We start from the raw sequence: 16,347 nt of genomic DNA on the forward strand, positions 1-16,347 counted from the left end.
GATGATCCCGGCACTGCTCCCGCTCGACCCCTTCCTCACCGGCGACTATGCCGCCCATCGCGACAGTTTCGCCATGGCGGGCGTGGGCGAGGCAGGCGCCGGGGAGGCGGGGGTGCCGCTTGCCGATGCCGCCGCGGTCGGTGCGGCGCTCACCGCCTTCACGGCGCCGCTCGGCCCCGCCCGGCGGGTGGCGGCGGTCTCCCAATGGACCAAGTCGTATTTCGCCGTACTGACTGTTCCCTCGGTTGCAGCAACCCTGCTGCTCGACTGCGATCTGCCGCTGTCGCCCGAGGGCGGCATCACCATGGTTCTGGGCGAAAACGGCCGGCCCGCCGGCTTCCGTCTGCCCGGCGACGCCCGGCCGCTCGGCCCCGACCGGCTGGGGACCGCCTGCGGCTTCACCCGCTTTTCCGGGCTGATCGACGACCATCTGGCCGCCATCATCCCGGTTTTCGCCACGGCGGGCGGGGTGCCGCAGCGGATGATCTGGTCCAATGCCGCCGATTATCTGGACCGGGCGGCCCGCATGCTCGTGCCGCTCGCCTCGGCCTGGCCGGGGCGCGAGGCGGCTTCTGCCGGGCTTCAGTCCCTGCTCGCCACGCCCGACCGCCCCGACGGCAGCCCCAACCTGCTGCACGAGCCCGTCCGCCTGATGAACGGCCTGCGCACCCGCAAGGTCTGCTGCCTGCGCTATGCCATGCCGGGCGAGGATTTCTGCGGCAGCTGCCCCAAACGCCGCCGCGCCGAAGCCGCCCGCGCCGCGCGGGGGTAGGGCAGGGCACCACCCCGATTTTCCGGACCTCCCCCTGAATGCTTTTCTCCCCCCTCTGCCTCTCTTCGCGGCGGCCCCTCGCCGCCGCGCTCTGCCTCAGCCTTCTGCCCGCAACCATCCATGCCCGCGAGGTGGTCATTACCACCACCACCCACGGCATTCCCCATATCCTGGCGCCCGATCTGGAAGCGGCGGGCTATGGCGCCGGCTATGCCTATGCCGCCGCCGGCAATGCCTGCCTGCTGGCCGATGCGCTGGTCACCGTGCGGGGTGACCGCTCCCGGGTTTTCGGCCCCGATGCCCCGGTCGAGCTGATCGGGGCCGGGTTTCCAACCTCGTCTCGGACAGCTTCTTCCGCGCCTATCTGGACGATGCCCGCCTCGCCATCGCCGATCCCGAGGCCGATGCCCTGATCCGCGGCTATGCCGAGGGCTACAACCGCTTCCTCGCAGAGGCCGGCCCCGATGCGCTGCCGGCGGCCTGTCGCGGCGCCGCCTGGGTCACCCCGGCGACCCCCGCCGATCTCCGCCGCCTGCTCGCCCGCCTTGCCATCCAGGCGAGCGGCGGCCGCTTCGCCGAGGCCATTGCCACCGCGGCACCCCCCACCGCCACTCCACCAGGTGACGGACCGGAGCAGCAGGCCGCCACCGACCCGCTGACCCCGCCGCCGGCGCTGGCCAGCAACGGCTATGCGCTGGGCGGCGATCTCACCGCCGATGGCGGCGGGCTGCTGCTCGGCAATCCGCATTTCCCCTGGGAGGGCGGTCTGCGCTTCTTCGCGCTCCACGTCACCGTCCCGGGCGTGATCGACGTGATGGGGGCCACGCTGGCGCCGCTGCCGCTGCCGGCCATCGGCTTCAATGCCCGGCTGGCCTGGACGCATACCGTCTCGACCAGCCAGCGTTTCGTGCTCCACGAACTCCGCCTGGTGCCGGGCGATCCCACCGCCTATCTGGTCGACGGCGTGGCCGAGCGGATGACCGCGCGCGACATCACCATCCCCGTCCGCCAGGCGGACGGGACCGAGGCCACGGTCACCCGCCGGCTGTGGGAGAGCCGGTTCGGCGCCGTGCTCGCCATGCCGGCACGCGGCCTCGCCTGGACGGCCGAGACCGCCTGGGCGATCACCGACCCGGAGCGCGCCGACACCAGCCTTGCGACGCAATGGCTGGGCCTCGGCCGGGCCGGCAGCGTCGCCGAGGCCGAAGCCGCGCTGATCGCCACCCGCGGCACGCCCTGGATCAACACGCTGATGGCCGATGCCGACGGCCGGGCGGGCCATGCTGACCTCACCAGCGTGCCGCCGGTGACCGATGCCCTGGCCCGGGCCTGCGCGCCTTCGGCCAGGGCAGGGACGATCGCCGCCGCGGCCCGCATCACCATCCTGGCCGGCGACCGTGCCGCCTGCGCGGTGCCGGGGCTGATGCCGGCCGATCAGATGCCGGTGCGCAACAGCCGCCGGTTGTTCATGAACGCGAATGACTCCTATTGGTTGTCGGACCCCGCGACACCGCTCACCGGCCTGCCCGCGATTCTGGGCCCGACCGACGTGCCGCAGCGCCTGCGCACCCGGATGAGCGCCCGCCAGCTCGGCGAACTCACCGGCCGGCCCGGGCCCGCCATCGCGCCCTCGGATCTTGAGGCCATGCTGTTCTCGGAACGCAATCTGGCGGCCGATCTGGCGCTCGATGCCGTGCTCACCAGCTGCGCCGGCCAGCCCGACCTGGCCGAGGCCTGCGCCGTGCTCGCCCGCTGGGACCGGCTGAGTGCGCCCGCCTCCCGCGGGGCCGGGCTGTTCCGTCAGATCTGGCGGCGTCTGGGGGCGGATCCGGGCCGCGCTGGCGGCTTCTGGTCGGTGCCCTTCGATCCGGCACACCCTTTCGATACCCCGCGCGCGCCGGATGCGCACGACAAGGGGACAGCGGATCTGCTGCGCGGCGCGCTTCGCCAGGCCGTGGCCGATCTCCGGGCGGCCGGTCTCGCCCTCGATGCGCCGCTCAGTGCCTTTCAGCAGCGGGGCGGCATCGCGCTGCGTGGCGGCGACGATGCCGAGGGCATGCTCGACAATCTGGGGCTGGGCCCGCTCGGCCCCGGCGGGTTCGACACCACGGCACCCTATGGCACCAGCTGGGTGCAACTGGTCCGCTGGCGCCGTCTGGCCGACGGCACCACCGCGCCGGTCGCCCGCGGCCTGCTGACCTATGGCCAGTCGGCCGACCCGTCCTCCCCCCTCCATACCGACCAGACCCGGCTTTATGCGGCGGGCCGGCTGTTCGATCTGCCGTTCACGGCAGAGCAGATCGCCGCAGATCCGGGTCTGACCCGTCGGGTGCTGGATCTGCCCGACTGACCGGCCGTCAAAAAAAACGTCATCTGCCCTGAAAAAGTCACGCGGCCGACCGTCCTATCCGGGAATGCGAGTGCCAACCAGTCGCAACACAACTGGGCACCCGCAACGGGACACGGGAAGATTGACGCAAAAAATGCAGAAGACGGGAGCCGGTTGGACCATGGGCGGTCGGAACAGGACAGAGGCACGCGCGCAGGCCGCGCGCCGGCGACGGGCCGAGATCGTGGCGGATGTCGCCCTTGCGGTCGGCATGGCCGGCATGGTGCTGGCTCAGGCCCCCGCCGCGCGCGCGGCCGGGGCCGACGGCGTGCAGCTGGCGCAGGCCGGGCAGGGCTATGACATCCCCGCCCAGTCGCTGACCGGGGCGATCACCAGCTTCGGCCGCCAGTCGGGCCTTCAGGTCACGCTGGATGCCGCCGTCGCGGGCGATCTGCGCTCGCCGGGCGTGCGCGGCAGCTACACCCCGGAAGAGGCGCTGCGCCGCCTGCTGCAGGGCACGGGCGTCACCTATCGCTTTGTCGATGCGCGGACGGTGACCCTCACCCAGGTGGCGGGGCAGGGCGCCGCGGTTCTCGATCCGCTGGAAGTGGATGCGGACCGCCAGGTCGAAAGCCCCTTCCGGCCGATCGCCGGCTATGTCGCCACCCGCAACGTCACCGGCAGCAAGTCCGACGTGCCGCTGATCGAAACGCCTCAGACGATTTCGATCGTGGTGCGCGACCAGATCGACGCCCAGGCCGCCCAGACCGTGCCGCAGTCGCTGCGCTACACCTCGGGCATGATGACCGACCGCAACGGCCTGGACGAGCGCGCCGACTTTCTCTATGCCCGCGGCTTCAAGGTCGACAGCTATCTGAACGGCACCCGCTATCTGGGCGGCACCTGGGCCACCGCCCAGATCGACGCCTATGCGCTGGAGCGGATTGAGGTGCTGAAGGGGCCGTCCTCGGTGCTCTACGGCCAGGCATCGCCCGGCGGCATCGCCAACGGCATCAGCAAGCAGCCGCTCGAAGACCCGGCGGGGGAAGTCCGTCTTCAGTATGGTGAATACAACCGGATGCAGGCGGCCTTCGACCTGACCGGCCCGCTCACCGAGGACAAAGACGTTCTGTTCCGCATCACCGGCCTCGGCCGCGGTGCCGACACCCAGATGGAGCAGACCAAGGAAGAGCGCTACTGGATCAATCCGGCGATCACCTTCCGCCCCAGTGAAGACACCACCCTCACCCTGCTCGGCAGCTATCAGACCGATCCGGCGCTTGGCGGTTATCAGCGCCTGCCGGCCTATGGCACGGTGCTTTACAACCCCGCTGGCGAAATCCCGACCGATCTCTTCGTGGGCGACCCCACTTTCGACAAGCAGGAGCGCAAGCAGTACTCGCTGAGTTCGCTGTTCGAGCACCGCTTCGACGACACCTTCACCTTCCGCCAGAATGCCCGCTTCATGCGGACGGATTCCGATTTCGGCTATCTCTACACCGGCAACATCATGTCGCCGACCAGCAGCCTGATCCGGCGCAGCGGCGTGATCGCCGACGAGACCAATGACGGCATCACCGTCGACAACCAGATGCAGGCGAAGTTCGCGACCGGCGACGTCACCCATACCGCGCTGCTCGGCCTGGACTATCAGAACAACCGCAACGACAGCGTTGTCGACTACCTGCTGGCGAATCCGATCGATTACGCCAACCCGAGCTATGGCAATCCGGGGATCGATTTCGACAATCCCTTCTTCCAGCAGAGTTCGTCGCAGCGCTTCGAGCAGACCGGTGTCTATGTCCAGGACCAGATGTCCTATGGCAACTGGCATCTCTCGCTCGGCGGCCGTCACGACTGGCTGGACATCGACACCACCGACCGTCTCCTGAACGCTGAAAGCAACCTGACCGAGAATAAGTTCACCGGTAAGGTCGGCCTGCTCTACCACTTCACCGATATCGGGCTGGCGCCCTATGCCAGCTATTCCGAGGCCTTCGAGCCGATCGCCGGCACCACCACCGACGGCAAGGCATTCGAACCGCTGACCTCGCAGCAGTACGAGGTGGGCGTGAAGTATCAGCCCAAGGGCTGGAACACGCTCTTCACCCTGTCGCTCTACGACATCACCCAGCAGAACGTCGCCACCAGCACGGCGCGCGAGATCAATGGCGGCATCGTGAACTTCACCGATCAGAGCGGTGAGGTGTCATCCCAGGGTCTCGACTTCGAGATCCGCGCCAGTCCGTTCGACAACTTCAACGTCATCGCGTCTTACGCCTACGTCGATGCCGAGGTCACCAAGGCCGGCGACATCACCGGCACCGAGGGCAAGACCCCGGTTTATGTGCCCGAGCATTCGGGGTCGCTCTGGGCCGATTACCGCTTCATCGACGGTTACGTGGCGGGCCTGGGCCTCGGCGCCGGCATCCGGGTGAACGGCAAGACCTGGGCCGACGCCCTCAACACCGTCGAGGTGCCGGGCTACGCCGTCTATGACGCGGCGGTCAGCTATGACCTCAGCTACCTGAACCCGGATTTTGCCGGGGCGAAGTTCCAGATCAACGCCACCAACCTCACCGACAAGATCTACGTCGCCGACTGCCAGAACCTCACCAACTGCTACTACGGCGCGCGCCGGAAGGTCTATGCCACGCTCAGCTACCAGTGGTAATCAGCATCCGCAGAATGCGGCAACCGGCGGTGGTGGGGTTGACCTGCCGCCGCCGGCGGTCGTCTGGAAGGGGGCGGTGATGGAGGGTGCCTTTCAGGCCCGCGGGCTCGGCTTTGCGGTGGCCGGCCGGCCGCTGCTCGCCGATGTCGATCTGGGGGTTGAGAAGGGGCGGGTGCTGGGGCTGATCGGCCATAACGGCTCGGGCAAGAGCACGCTCATGAAGCTGCTCGCCCGCCAGATCGCGCCCACGACCGGAGAGGTCAGCCTCGACGGCCGGCCGCTCGCGGCCTGGGGCGACCGCGCCTTCGGCCGCAAGGTCGCCTATCTGCCGCAGACCCCGCCGGCCGCCGCCGGCATGACGGTGCGCGAACTGGTCCGGCTGGGCCGCTATCCCTGGCACGGCGCGCTCGGCCGCTTCAGCCGCCGCGATGCCGAGCGGGTCGATGCGGCGATGGAGGCCACCGACACCACCCGCTATGCCGACCGCATGGTCGACAGCCTGTCGGGCGGAGAGCGTCAGCGGGTCTGGATCGCGATGCTGGTCGCCCAGGACGCCGATTTCATGCTGCTGGACGAGCCGATCTCCGCCCTCGACGTCGCCCATCAGATCGAGGTGCTGGACCTCGTCCACCGCCTCGCCCGCGGCGGCGCCGATGGGATAGGGCAGGGGCCGGGTGTCGTCGTCATCCTCCACGACGTCAACATGGCCGCGCGCTTCTGCGACGACATCCTGGCGCTCAAATCCGGCCGCGTCCTGCTCCGCGGCGGCCCCGCCGACCTGATGACCGAAGACGCCCTCGCCCGCATCTACGGCGTCCGCATGGGCATCCTGCCCCACCCCGCCGGCGGCTGGCCGGTCGGCTTCGTGTACTGAGCGCGAGGGCAGGGGACAGCCATGACCATTACCCGCCGCCACCTCATCGCCGGACTGGTTTCGGCACCGCTTCTACCTGCGGTAGCCCGCGCCGCCGCGTCGACGCATCAGCCGGCCGATCTGCCGCGCCGGATCGTGGCGCTCGACTGGTCCTCGGCCGAGACGCTGATCATGCTCGGCCGGCCGCCGGTGGGCATCGTGCGCATCCCCGATTATCGGGCCTGGGTGGTGGAGCCGCCCCTGCCCGACGGCGTGGCTGATGTCGGCATGCGGCTGGAGCCCAATCTGGAGGTCGTCCAGGCGCTCGCCCCCGATCTGATCCTGATCGCGCCGGGCCTTGAAGCCGTGCGCGCGCGGCTGGAGAGCATCGCCCCCACGCTGCGCCTGCAGGTCTTCACCCCCGGCCGCCCGGCCTTTCCGGCCGCCATCGCCGAAACCCGCCGTCTGGGGCAGCTGCTGGGGCTGGAAGATGCCACCGAGGCTGCCCTGGCCGCGGCCGAGGCGCGCATGGACCGGGCTCGCGCGCAGCTCACCCGCTATGACGGCCGGCCGCTCTATGTCGTCAACGTGCTCGACGACCGCCATGTCCGGGTGCTGGGGCAGACGGGGCTCTGGCAGGCCGCCCTGGACCGGCTGGGCCTCGCCAATGCCTGGACCGGCGACAGCGGCCCCTGGGGCATGGCCACCGTCGGCCTGGAACGCCTGACCACCAACCCCGAGGCCCGGCTGGTGCATGTCGCCCCCGGCCCGGCCGGTTTCGAAACCCGCCTCAGAACCAGCCCGCTCTGGCGCCATTTCGACATGATCCGGGCGGGCAGGGTGGTGGGTCTGCCGGCTGTTTTCCCCTTTGGCGCGGTGCCTTGTACCGTTCGCTTCGCGGAATGTCTCAGTCGGGCGCTGGCCGCGGAGGCAGGCGCATGAGCCTCGCCCTCGACCTGCCCCGCCGCCGTTTCCACCCGGGCCTTCTGGTGCTGCTGCTCGCCCTGCCGGCGCTGGCGCTGGCGCTGCTGCGGCTCGACCTCACCCTGGGCTCCGGCGCCTGGTGGCCGGCACTCCTCGGCCCCGATACCGAGACCGGCAGCGCCGTCGATATGGCACAACTTCTGGTCCATTATTCGATGCTTCCGCGTGTGGCGGTGTCGCTGCTTGCAGGCGCGGCGCTGGGCCTCGCCGGTGCCGTGTTCCAGCAGGTGCTGCGCAACCCGATCGCCTCGCCGATGACGCTGGGCGTGGCCGCCGGTGCGCGGCTGGCGCTCACCCTCGCCACGCTCTGGGCGCCGGCGCTGGTTGCGGTTGACGGAGGGGGCGTCTCCGGCTGGGGGGGCCGCGAACTGGTCGCGGTAGCCGGCGGCGGCCTCGCCACGCTCGCGGTCTTCGGGCTCGCCGCCCGCCGCGGCCTGTCGCCGGTATCGCTGATCCTGGCCGGCATGATCGTCAGCCTGTATTGCGGCGCGCTGGGGGCGGCGCTCACCCTGCTGTATGAACCCTATCTGACGGCGCTGTTCATCTGGGGCGGCGGCTCGCTGGTTCAGCAGGACTGGCAGACAACCCTCTGGCTGCTGCCGCGTCTTGCGGTCTGCGCGGTGCTCATCGCCGCCATGATCCGCCCGCTCACCCTGTTCGAGCTGGATGACGAGGGGGCGGCTGCGCTTGGCCTGTCGCTCGGCCGGGTGCGGTTCCTGGCCCTGCTGCTGGCGGTCGCCCTTGCCGGCTTCGTGGTTGCCGCCGTGGGTGTCATCGGTTTCGTCGGCCTCGCCTCCCCGGCGCTGGCCCGGCTGGCCGGCGCCCGCCGCGTGCGCGACCGGCTGCTGTGGGCGCCGCTGATCGGGGCGGCGCTGCTCTGTCTCACCGATCAGCTGGTCTGGTTTCTGGGCGAGCAGCTGCCGACGGGGGCCGTCACCGCCCTGCTGGGTGCGCCGCTGCTGCTCTGGATGCTGCCGCGGCTCGCACTCGGCGGCCGCCCCGAAACCCCGCCGATGGCGGCAGAACCCGGCCGTGCCCCGGGCTTTCTGCCGGCCGCGATCATCGGCCTCGGCATTCTGGTCCTGCTGGTCGTGGTGGCACTCGCACTCGGCCGGGCGCCCTCGGGCACCGTCACCGGCCAGACTGTGTGGCTGTGGAGCGACCCGTTCACCGCCGAGATGCTGCGCTGGCGCTGGCCGCGGGTGCTTGCCGCCGTCACCGCCGGGGCGGCCATGGCCGCGGCCGGCTGCCTGATGCAGCGCTTCACCGGCAATGCCATGGCCAGTCCCGAAGTGCTCGGCATTTCGGGTGGGGCCGCCATTGCCACCGTGCTCGCCGGCTTTCTGCTGCCGGTGGTCGACCGGCCGGCGCAGATCCTGGCCAGTGCGGCCGGTGCCGTGCTCACGCTGCTGTTCATCATCCGCCTCGCCCGCCGCTCGGGCTTCGGCCCCGAACGGGTGCTGCTCGCCGGTGTCGCCATGGGGGCGCTGTTCGATGCGGTGGTCGTCGCCATGCTGGCGACCGGCGATCCCCGTGCCACCCAGCTGCTCGCCTGGATGGTCGGCTCCACCTATGTCGTCGGCCCGGCCGATGCCGTCGCCACCGTCTTCGTCGTCGCGGCCCTGCTCGCGCTGGCGCCGCTCGCCGCGCGCTGGCTCGACATCCTGCCGCTCGGCACCGCCACCGCCCGGGCGCTGGGCGTACCGCTCGGGGCCGCCCGGCTGGTGGTGCTGCTGATCGCCGCCGCCCTCTCGGCCGCCGCCACGCTGGTGATCGGCCCGTTGAGTTTCGTGGGGCTGATCGCCCCGCATATCGCCCGTCTCGCCGGTTTTCGCCGGGTTCTGCCCCAGCTTGCCGCCGCCGTGATCATCGGCGCCGCCATTCTGGTCGGGGCCGACTGGCTGGGCCGGACCCTGTTGTTCCCGCGCCAGATGCCGGCCGGCCTGCTCGCCGCCCTGGTCGGCGGTCCGTATTTCATGTGGCTGCTGTGGCGCCGCGCCTGACCGGCGCCACAGCCCCTCAGACCGCGGGCCAAACCCCGAAAGGACCTGTCCCGGATGTTTGCCGAACTGCTGCGGATCCTGAAGCCGTTCTGGCCGCTCGCGCTGGTTTCCACCCTGATGGGCACGGCCAGCGGCTTCGCCACCACCGCGCTGCTCGCCACCATCAATGATGCGCTGCATACCGATGGCGGCGCCACCACCGCGCTCCTGCTGATCTTCGCCGGCCTCGCCGTGCTCACCCTCGTGGGCGAGACGGTGTCGGATATCGGCAACAGCCTGGTCGGCCAGCGGGTGGTTGCCCGGCTGCGCCATGATCTCTGTGCCCGCATCCTGACCGCACCGGTGGCGGAACTCGAACGCTATCGCCTGCATCGCCTGACCGCCGTGCTCAACCAGGACGTCGACACCATCACCCAGTTCACCTTCAACTTCTCGGGCTTTGCGATCTCGATCGCCATCGCGCTCGGCTGCTTCGCCTATCTGGCGGTGCTCTCGCCCTTGATGTTCCTGATCGCGCTGGTGGCGATCATCCTCGGCACCGCCGGCCACACCTATGCCCGCCGCAACGGCTTTCTGGGTTTCGCCGCGGCGCGTGAGGCCGAAGACGAGTTGCAAAAGCAGTACCGCGCCATCACCGAGGGCGCCAAGGAGCTGCGCATCAACCGCCGCCGCCGGGCGGAGATGTACAATGTGCAGCTCGACCGCACCATCTCGTCGATCCGCGATCTGCGCATGCGGGCGGTCCGGATCTTCTGCACCGCCAATGCCTTCGGCTCGGCGCTGTTCTTCGTGGTCATCGGGCTGATGCTGGCCATTCAGTCGATGTCGCCCTCGGCCGATCAGAAGGTGATCAGCGGTTTCGTCCTGGTCCTGCTTTACGTCAAGGGCCCGATCGAGGGCATCGTCGCCATGCTGCCGCTGCTGGGCCGCGCCCAGGTCTCACTGCGTCGCATCGCCGATCTGCGCGCCCGCTTTTCGGAAGCGGAGCCGCATCTGCCGCTCACCGACCGCGCCACCGCTCTGGAGCCGCTGGAGCGGCTGGACCTTTCCGGCGCCCGCTTCGCCTTCCCGGAGCCCGAGGGCGGCACCGCCTTTGAACTCGGCCCCATCGATCTCACCATCCGCCGCGGCGAAATCGTGTTCATCACCGGGGAAAATGGCGGCGGCAAGACCACGCTGATCAAGCTGTTGCTGGGCCTTTACGAACCGGTGGCGGGGGAGGTGCGTTATAACGGCCGGCCGCTGACGCCCGAGCTGCGCGACGATTACCGCCAGATGTTCTCGACCATCTTCACCGACTACTACCTCTTCGACGATCTGAACCTGCCCGACGGCGTGCTGCCCGATGAGGCGCGGCGTTATCTCGAAGAGCTGGAAATCGCCCACAAGGTCTCGGTGAAGGACGGCCGTTTCACCACCACCGATCTTTCCACCGGCCAGCGTAAGCGCCTGGCCCTGGTCCATGCCTGGCTGGAGGGCCGGCCGGTGCTGGTCTTCGACGAATGGGCGGCCGATCAGGACCCCGAATTCCGCCGCATCTTCTATACCGAGCTGCTGCCGGCGCTGAAGGCCCAGGGCCGCACGATCATCGCCATCTCTCATGACGACCGCTATTTCCACATCGCCGACCGCCATATCCGCATGCAGGGCGGGCGGGTGATCGCGGCCGACGGGCCGGACCAGGATGCACCGCAGGCAGAGCCGCGCCCGGCCCGGGCCGGCTGATATCCAGCCTTAAAAAAAGAAGCAGGGCAGGGGGTTTCGCGAACACCCTGCCCTGATGTCTGAACCCGGAAGACCGGTGCCGTCACTGCCCCGGCAGGATGACCGGCTGATGTGTGCCCGGCGGCTGGGCGTCCTGAATGCCGTTATCGGTATTCCAGGCCCGACCGCCGCCCGCCACCTGCTCCAGCGCCTCGTCGCTCAACTCGTCCTCGGCCGGCAGCACGATGTGGATATGGGCGGGCGTGTCTTCCACTACCGAAATCGTCAGCCCGGCCGGGATCTCCATTCCGAACAGCGCCGTCAATGCGGCATGCGGGTCTGTCTTCAGCCGTGCGCGGAACCCGGCATCCTCCTGAGCCCGGGCGATAATCTGCCGCAGGGCGTCGTCACGATCGATCACGCGTGGTCTCCTTGTCGGTAAAGCGCGCGGGGTTGTCAGGCGGATCGGTGTCAATCGCCGTGCCCGAAGCCGCGCGAGATGATGCCCGAGCCCGTCGTCTGGTTAGAACCGCCATTCCATGGCCCGCCGCCGCCGGCCACCTGCTCCAGTGCCTCGTCGCTCAACGTGTGGTCGGCGGGCAGCACGATATGCAGATGGGTGGGCGTGTCTTCCCGCACCGACACGGTCATCGTCGACGGGATCTCGACTCCCAGCAACGCCTTCAATGCCGCGCGCGGCTCGGCCTTCAACTGGCCCCGGAAACCGGCGTCTTCCTGCGCGCGGGTGATGATCTGCCGCAGGGCCTCGTCATGATCGATCATGGGGACGCTCTTTCGATTGGTGTTGCCGCAGGCTGGCGATTAATGCTGCCGCAGGACGGCTCAGGCCTCGTCCCAGCCCATCGGCCGTCCGCCCGAGGCGGAGGTCGGCCCGGTGTTGAAGAAGTCGCGGGCGATGCCCCAGTTCACCCCGGCACCGCCGGCGACGGCCTCCAGATCTGCGTCTGAAAGTTGATCACCAGCCGCTGGCAACACGATGTGCAGATGTGTGGGGCTGTCTTCGACCACAGTCACCGCCACAGCCGAAGGGATCTCTATACCCAGAAACGATGCAACCGTTGCGCGTGGATCGGCGATGAGCCGGGCACGAAATGCCGCGTCCTCCATGGCTTTTGCCACGATCTTCCGGTGGGCCTCGTCATGGCCGATCATGCGTCACGCCTCGCCTGGCTCCTTTGTCTCCTGCAACTCATGCGTCACGCCTCGCCTGGCTCCTTTGTCTCCTGCAACTCATGCGTCACGCCTCGCCTGGCTCCTTTGTCTCCTGCAACACTCTGGCAAGGCGCAACGCGGCTGTCGAACGGGGAGCGAGGCGAATATTAACCGCGATTGATGCAACCCCCAGCCATCAGTCCGCCCTGTCAGCCGGCGTCGCCATTTCGGCCCCGCTCATTCCAGCCGCTGATCCGGGCGGCCATGGCCTCCAGCGCCTCGTCGGTCATATCGTTTTCGGGCAGCACGATATGCAGCTGCTGCGGCTTGTCCTGCAGGATTTCGATCTCCAGATCGGGCGGCAGATCCACCCCGAACATGGCTTCCAGCGTGGCATGGGGGGCGATTTTCAGGCTGTGGCGAAACACGGGATCGCGGGCGGCGCGGTCGGAAATCCGGCGCACGGCCTCCTGGCGGCTGATCATGCGATGGTCGTCCTGTCGATGTCGTCTCAAAAGCCGGATGGTCGTCAATCTCGTCCGGAGACCGGGCTGATCCAGACGGTAAGGGGCAAGACCGCCACGATACCGACGTTTCGGCCGCGGATTGTTGCAATATGCTGCAACCTCGTCGAGATCGACATAGGCGCCAGATCAACGATCATTCATGGAATGGGCAGGTTCAGCCGCGCGCCCCCATCTGGCCCGAGTTGTCGCCGGTTCGACATCCCCCCGCCTCTGGCGGTGCCATGAAAGTCGATAATAGATGATTATCGGACTTTAGAAGCGAATCATATAGGCCGCTAAACCGAAGCATATCAGCAGACCGGCCGGAACCTAACCACATCAACTTTTACACATGGCATCCTTGCCAACACGCGTCGGGCTTCCGGCCGCGCGGACATCATCCCACACAACAGCCATAGGGATTTGCCGCCATGACCATCCGAACCGGCCAATGCCTCTGTGGTCAGGTCACATTTGCCATCGAAGGCGAGCCGATGCGCGTCGGCATCTGTCATTGTACGGACTGTCGGAAGGAAAGCGGCTCAGCCTTCACCTATTATGGTGTCTGGCATCCGGCCCGGACTAATATTACGGGTGAAAGCGTAGAATATCGCGGACAGTGCTTCTGTCCGCAGTGCGGTGCCCGGCTGTTTTCGAAAAACGGCACCGAGGTGGAAATAAAACTCGGCATCCTGTCGCCCGCGCCGACCGGCCTGGTTCCCGGCTATGAACTCTGGGTCAAGCGTCGAGAGCCCTGGCTCCGGCCGGTCGACGGGGCCGAGCAGTTCGACGAGAATCGCCCCGTCGCAGACGCGGGCGGGTGAGGGCGCCCGATCAGCCGCCCTCGCCCGCCGTCCGTCTTGATTCTTACCGCCGCCGGCGACCGCCGATGAAGCGCCGGGCGGCTGCGACGATGCCCTCGGCATCGATGCCGTAATGGGCATAAAGATCCTCGACCGTGCCGGTCTGGCCGAAATGGTCGACGCCCAGCGCCGCCACACGGTGGCCGTTGACACCGCCCAGCCAGGCGAGCGTCGCCGGGTGGCCGTCGATCACGGTGACGAGGCCGGCATGATCCGGCACCTGGTCGAGCAGGCGTTCGACATGCGACACCGCCGCGGGCTCGCCCTCGGCGCGGGCCTTTTCCGCCGCGGTCCAGCCGGCATGCAGCCGGTCGGCCGAGGTGACGGCCAGCACCGCGACATTGCGGCGGCTGCCGCCGATCATGCCTGCCGCCGCGATCGCCTCGGTGACGGTGACGCCCTGATAGACGATCACCACCTCGCAGCCGGGCTCCGGCGCCTTCAGCCAGTAGCCGCCGGCCAGGATATCGGCCGCGAGGGTATCGTCGATCTCGCGCCGCATCTGCTCCACCGGCCGGGTCGACAGGCGCAGATAGACCGAGCCGCCGGCATCGTCGGGCAGGAAGGTGTCGGGGTCGGGGGTCTTTTTGCCGGCGCGCTGCATATGCGCGAAGCCCCAGTCCATGATCACCGCCAGCTCGTCGGCGAAACCCGGCTCGAACGAGGCGAGCCCGTCCTGGCTCATGCCGATCAGCGGCTGGGCGATCGACTGATGCGCCCCGCCCTCGCCCGCCAGCGACACGCCCGAGGGTGTGGCCACCACCATGAACCGGGCGTCCTGATAGCAGGCATAGTTCAGCGCATCGAGCCCGCGCGAGATGAACGGATCATAGAGCGTGCCGACCGGCAGCAGCCGCTCGCCGAAGAGTTCATGGGCAAGGCCGGCGGCGCCCAGCATCAGGAAGAGGTTCATCTCGGCGATGCCGAGTTCGATATGCTGGCCCTGGGGCGAGAAATGCCATTTCTGGGTGCTGGGAATGCGCTGGCGCTGGAAGATGTCGGCGATCTCGTCGGCGGCGAACAGCGCGCGGCGGTTCACCCAGCCGCCCAGATTGGTCGACACCGTGACGTCGGGCGAGGTGGTGACGATGCGCCGGGCCAGATCGCTGTCGGTTTTGGCGATCGCATCCATGATCCGGCCGAAAGCCGCCTGGGTGGAGGTGGTGCCGGCGGAGGCGAATTGCGGCCCGATCGGGGCCGCGACCGGCGCCGTCAGCCGGCGGCTTTCGGTGGTGTTGAACGGCACGCGGTCCAGGAAGTCGCGCAGCACCGCCGGGTCGAGGTCCAGCCCTTCGAAGGGTTCCCATTCATGGCCGGCGCGGATGCCCATGGCGTCGCGCAGCGCATGGATCTGCGCCTCGGTCATCTGGCCGGAATGATTGTCCTTGTGGCCGGCGAGCGGCGTGCCCCAGCCCTTGACCGTATAGGCGATGAAGACCGTCGGCCGGTCGTCCCGGATGCCGTGAAAGGCATCGAGCAGGCTTTCCAGACAGTGGCCGCCCAGATTGGCCATCAGATCGGCCAGCTCGGCATCGCTGCGCCGGGCCAGCAGCGCGCTCACCTCGCCCTGGTCGCCCAGATCGTCTTCCAGCCGCTCCCGCCAGGCGGCGCCGCCGCGGAACATCAGCGCGGAATAGAGCCCGTTCGGGCAGGCATCGATCCAGGCGCGCAGCTTTTCGCCGCCCGGCTCGGCAAAGGCGGCGCGCTGCAGGGCGCCGTATTTCACCGTCACCACCCGCCAGTCGAAGGCCTTGAAGATCGCCTCGATCCGCTCGTACAGCCCCTCGCGGACCACGCCGTCGAGGCTCTGGCGGTTGTAGTCGATCACCCACCAGGTGTTGCGCAGCCCGTGTTTCCAGCCTTCCAGCAGGCATTCATAGACATTGCCCTCGTCCAGCTCGGCATCGCCGACGAGCGCGATCATCCGGCCTTCGGGCCGGTCGGTGCGCGCCCAGGATTTGGCGCGGACATAATCCTGCACCATGGAGGCGAAGGCGGTGAAGGCGACGCCCAGCCCGACCGAGCCGGTCGAGATGTCGACATCGTCGGTATCCTTGGTGCGCGAGGGATAGGACTGCGCACCGCCGAAGCCGCGGAAGGCCTTCAGCTTGTCCAGGCTCTGGCGGCCGAACAGATACTGGATGGCGTGGAAGACCGGGGAGGCATGGGGCTTGACGGCAACCCGGTCTTCGGGCCTGAGCACGTCGAAATAGAGCGCCGTCATGATCGCGGTCATCGACGCCGAGGACGACTGATGGCCGCCCACCTTGACACCCGAGGCATTGGGCCGGATGTGGTTGGCGTGGTGGATCATCCAGTTCGACAGCCACAGCGCCTTGCGGTTCAGCGCCTCCAGCACGGTCATATGCTGCCCTGCCATCTTCTCTTCCGTCTCGCGCGTCACCATGCCGGTCATGGGCGTTTCACTCCTCCCGTCGCACCGATGGCCTCTGCCACCGAACGCCCTATTCTGCGCCGGGTTGAGC

14 protein-coding genes are annotated in these 16,347 nt (G+C 68.6%); 9 read left to right on the forward strand and 5 right to left on the reverse strand.

The features are described 5' to 3' along the window. Position 1: 1 nt before the first annotated feature. From fhuF to TMO_RS22440, 8 genes are all read left to right on the forward strand, one after another. Positions 2–772: a siderophore-iron reductase FhuF gene (fhuF, locus tag TMO_RS22410; protein ID WP_014753088.1), complete on the forward strand. Its 771-nt coding sequence runs from the start codon at positions 2–4 to the stop codon at positions 770–772. 38 nt (positions 773–810) lie between these two features. Further along, a complete protein-coding gene (locus TMO_RS32695; protein ID WP_014753089.1) occupies positions 811–1,185 on the forward strand; it encodes a penicillin acylase family protein in 375 nt (124 codons plus the stop codon). Beyond that, positions 1,158–3,122 (forward strand): penicillin acylase family protein, encoded by a 1,965-nt coding sequence (locus TMO_RS22415; RefSeq protein ID WP_267021068.1) that lies wholly within the window; start codon positions 1,158–1,160, stop codon positions 3,120–3,122. The genes TMO_RS32695 and TMO_RS22415 overlap by 28 nt, the downstream gene beginning before the upstream one ends. Positions 3,123–3,282: 160 nt before the next feature. After that, positions 3,283–5,775 carry a TonB-dependent siderophore receptor gene (locus tag TMO_RS22420; protein ID WP_051045591.1) on the forward strand — a complete coding sequence of 831 codons (2,493 nt, stop codon included), beginning with the start codon at positions 3,283–3,285 and terminating at the stop codon, positions 5,773–5,775. A gap of 79 nt (positions 5,776–5,854) precedes the next feature. Continuing rightward, a complete protein-coding gene (locus TMO_RS22425; RefSeq protein ID WP_014753092.1) occupies positions 5,855–6,649 on the forward strand; it encodes an ABC transporter ATP-binding protein in 795 nt (264 codons plus the stop codon). 21 nt (positions 6,650–6,670) lie between these two features. Further along, entirely contained in the window at positions 6,671–7,570 is a 900-nt protein-coding gene (locus TMO_RS22430) for an ABC transporter substrate-binding protein (RefSeq protein WP_014753093.1), read from the forward strand. Beyond that, positions 7,567–9,615 (forward strand): Fe(3+)-hydroxamate ABC transporter permease FhuB, encoded by a 2,049-nt coding sequence (gene fhuB / locus TMO_RS22435; protein ID WP_014753094.1) that lies wholly within the window; start codon positions 7,567–7,569, stop codon positions 9,613–9,615. Before TMO_RS22430 ends, fhuB begins: the two co-directional genes overlap by 4 nt. A 54-nt stretch (positions 9,616–9,669) precedes the next feature. Then, on the forward strand, positions 9,670–11,340 hold the full coding sequence (locus TMO_RS22440) for a cyclic peptide export ABC transporter (RefSeq protein WP_014753095.1): 1,671 nt from the start codon (positions 9,670–9,672) through the stop codon (positions 11,338–11,340). Between the two features lie 82 nt (positions 11,341–11,422). Here TMO_RS22440 and TMO_RS22445 read toward each other — a convergent pair whose 3' ends face one another. From TMO_RS22445 to TMO_RS22460, 4 genes are all read right to left on the reverse strand, one after another. Next, positions 11,423–11,740, reverse strand: coding sequence for an NHLP leader peptide family RiPP precursor (locus tag TMO_RS22445; protein ID WP_014753096.1), 318 nt, complete (start codon positions 11,738–11,740; stop codon positions 11,423–11,425). Between the two features lie 50 nt (positions 11,741–11,790). Continuing rightward, entirely contained in the window at positions 11,791–12,102 is a 312-nt protein-coding gene (locus tag TMO_RS29910; protein WP_014753097.1) for an NHLP leader peptide family RiPP precursor, read from the reverse strand. 60 nt (positions 12,103–12,162) lie between these two features. Next, on the reverse strand, positions 12,163–12,492 hold the full coding sequence (locus tag TMO_RS22455; protein ID WP_014753098.1) for an NHLP leader peptide family RiPP precursor: 330 nt from the start codon (positions 12,490–12,492) through the stop codon (positions 12,163–12,165). 209 nt (positions 12,493–12,701) lie between these two features. Then, a complete protein-coding gene (locus TMO_RS22460; RefSeq protein ID WP_014753099.1) occupies positions 12,702–12,977 on the reverse strand; it encodes a hypothetical protein in 276 nt (91 codons plus the stop codon). 452 nt (positions 12,978–13,429) lie between these two features. Here TMO_RS22460 and TMO_RS22465 point away from each other — a divergent pair, with 452 nt between their 5' ends. Next, positions 13,430–13,822, forward strand: a complete 393-nt coding sequence (locus TMO_RS22465; protein ID WP_014753100.1) for a GFA family protein — start codon at positions 13,430–13,432, stop codon at positions 13,820–13,822. Positions 13,823–13,865: 43 nt separating this feature from the next. Here TMO_RS22465 and TMO_RS22470 read toward each other — a convergent pair whose 3' ends face one another. Continuing rightward, complete coding sequence (locus tag TMO_RS22470) at positions 13,866–16,277, reverse strand: transketolase-like TK C-terminal-containing protein (protein WP_014753101.1); 2,412 nt, start codon at positions 16,275–16,277, stop codon at positions 13,866–13,868. Between the last annotated feature and the right edge of the window lie 70 nt (positions 16,278–16,347).

This window comes from Tistrella mobilis KA081020-065 (assembly GCF_000264455.2).
Classification (GTDB): Bacteria; Pseudomonadota; Alphaproteobacteria; order Tistrellales; family Tistrellaceae; genus Tistrella; species Tistrella mobilis.

Coding starts and splice junctions, on each gene's coding strand:
- fhuF (WP_014753088.1), top strand. CDS start 2: ATGATCCCGGCACTGCTCCCGCTCGACCCCTTCCTCACCGGCGACTAT.
- TMO_RS32695 (WP_014753089.1), top strand. CDS start 811: ATGCTTTTCTCCCCCCTCTGCCTCTCTTCGCGGCGGCCCCTCGCCGCC.
- TMO_RS22420 (WP_051045591.1), top strand. CDS start 3,283: ATGGGCGGTCGGAACAGGACAGAGGCACGCGCGCAGGCCGCGCGCCGG.
- TMO_RS22425 (WP_014753092.1), top strand. CDS start 5,855: ATGGAGGGTGCCTTTCAGGCCCGCGGGCTCGGCTTTGCGGTGGCCGGC.
- TMO_RS22430 (WP_014753093.1), top strand. CDS start 6,671: ATGACCATTACCCGCCGCCACCTCATCGCCGGACTGGTTTCGGCACCG.
- fhuB (WP_014753094.1), top strand. CDS start 7,567: ATGAGCCTCGCCCTCGACCTGCCCCGCCGCCGTTTCCACCCGGGCCTT.
- TMO_RS22440 (WP_014753095.1), top strand. CDS start 9,670: ATGTTTGCCGAACTGCTGCGGATCCTGAAGCCGTTCTGGCCGCTCGCG.
- TMO_RS29910 (WP_014753097.1), bottom strand. CDS start 12,102: ATGATCGATCATGACGAGGCCCTGCGGCAGATCATCACCCGCGCGCAG.
- TMO_RS22455 (WP_014753098.1), bottom strand. CDS start 12,492: ATGATCGGCCATGACGAGGCCCACCGGAAGATCGTGGCAAAAGCCATG.
- TMO_RS22460 (WP_014753099.1), bottom strand. CDS start 12,977: ATGATCAGCCGCCAGGAGGCCGTGCGCCGGATTTCCGACCGCGCCGCC.
- TMO_RS22465 (WP_014753100.1), top strand. CDS start 13,430: ATGACCATCCGAACCGGCCAATGCCTCTGTGGTCAGGTCACATTTGCC.
- TMO_RS22470 (WP_014753101.1), bottom strand. CDS start 16,277: ATGACCGGCATGGTGACGCGCGAGACGGAAGAGAAGATGGCAGGGCAG.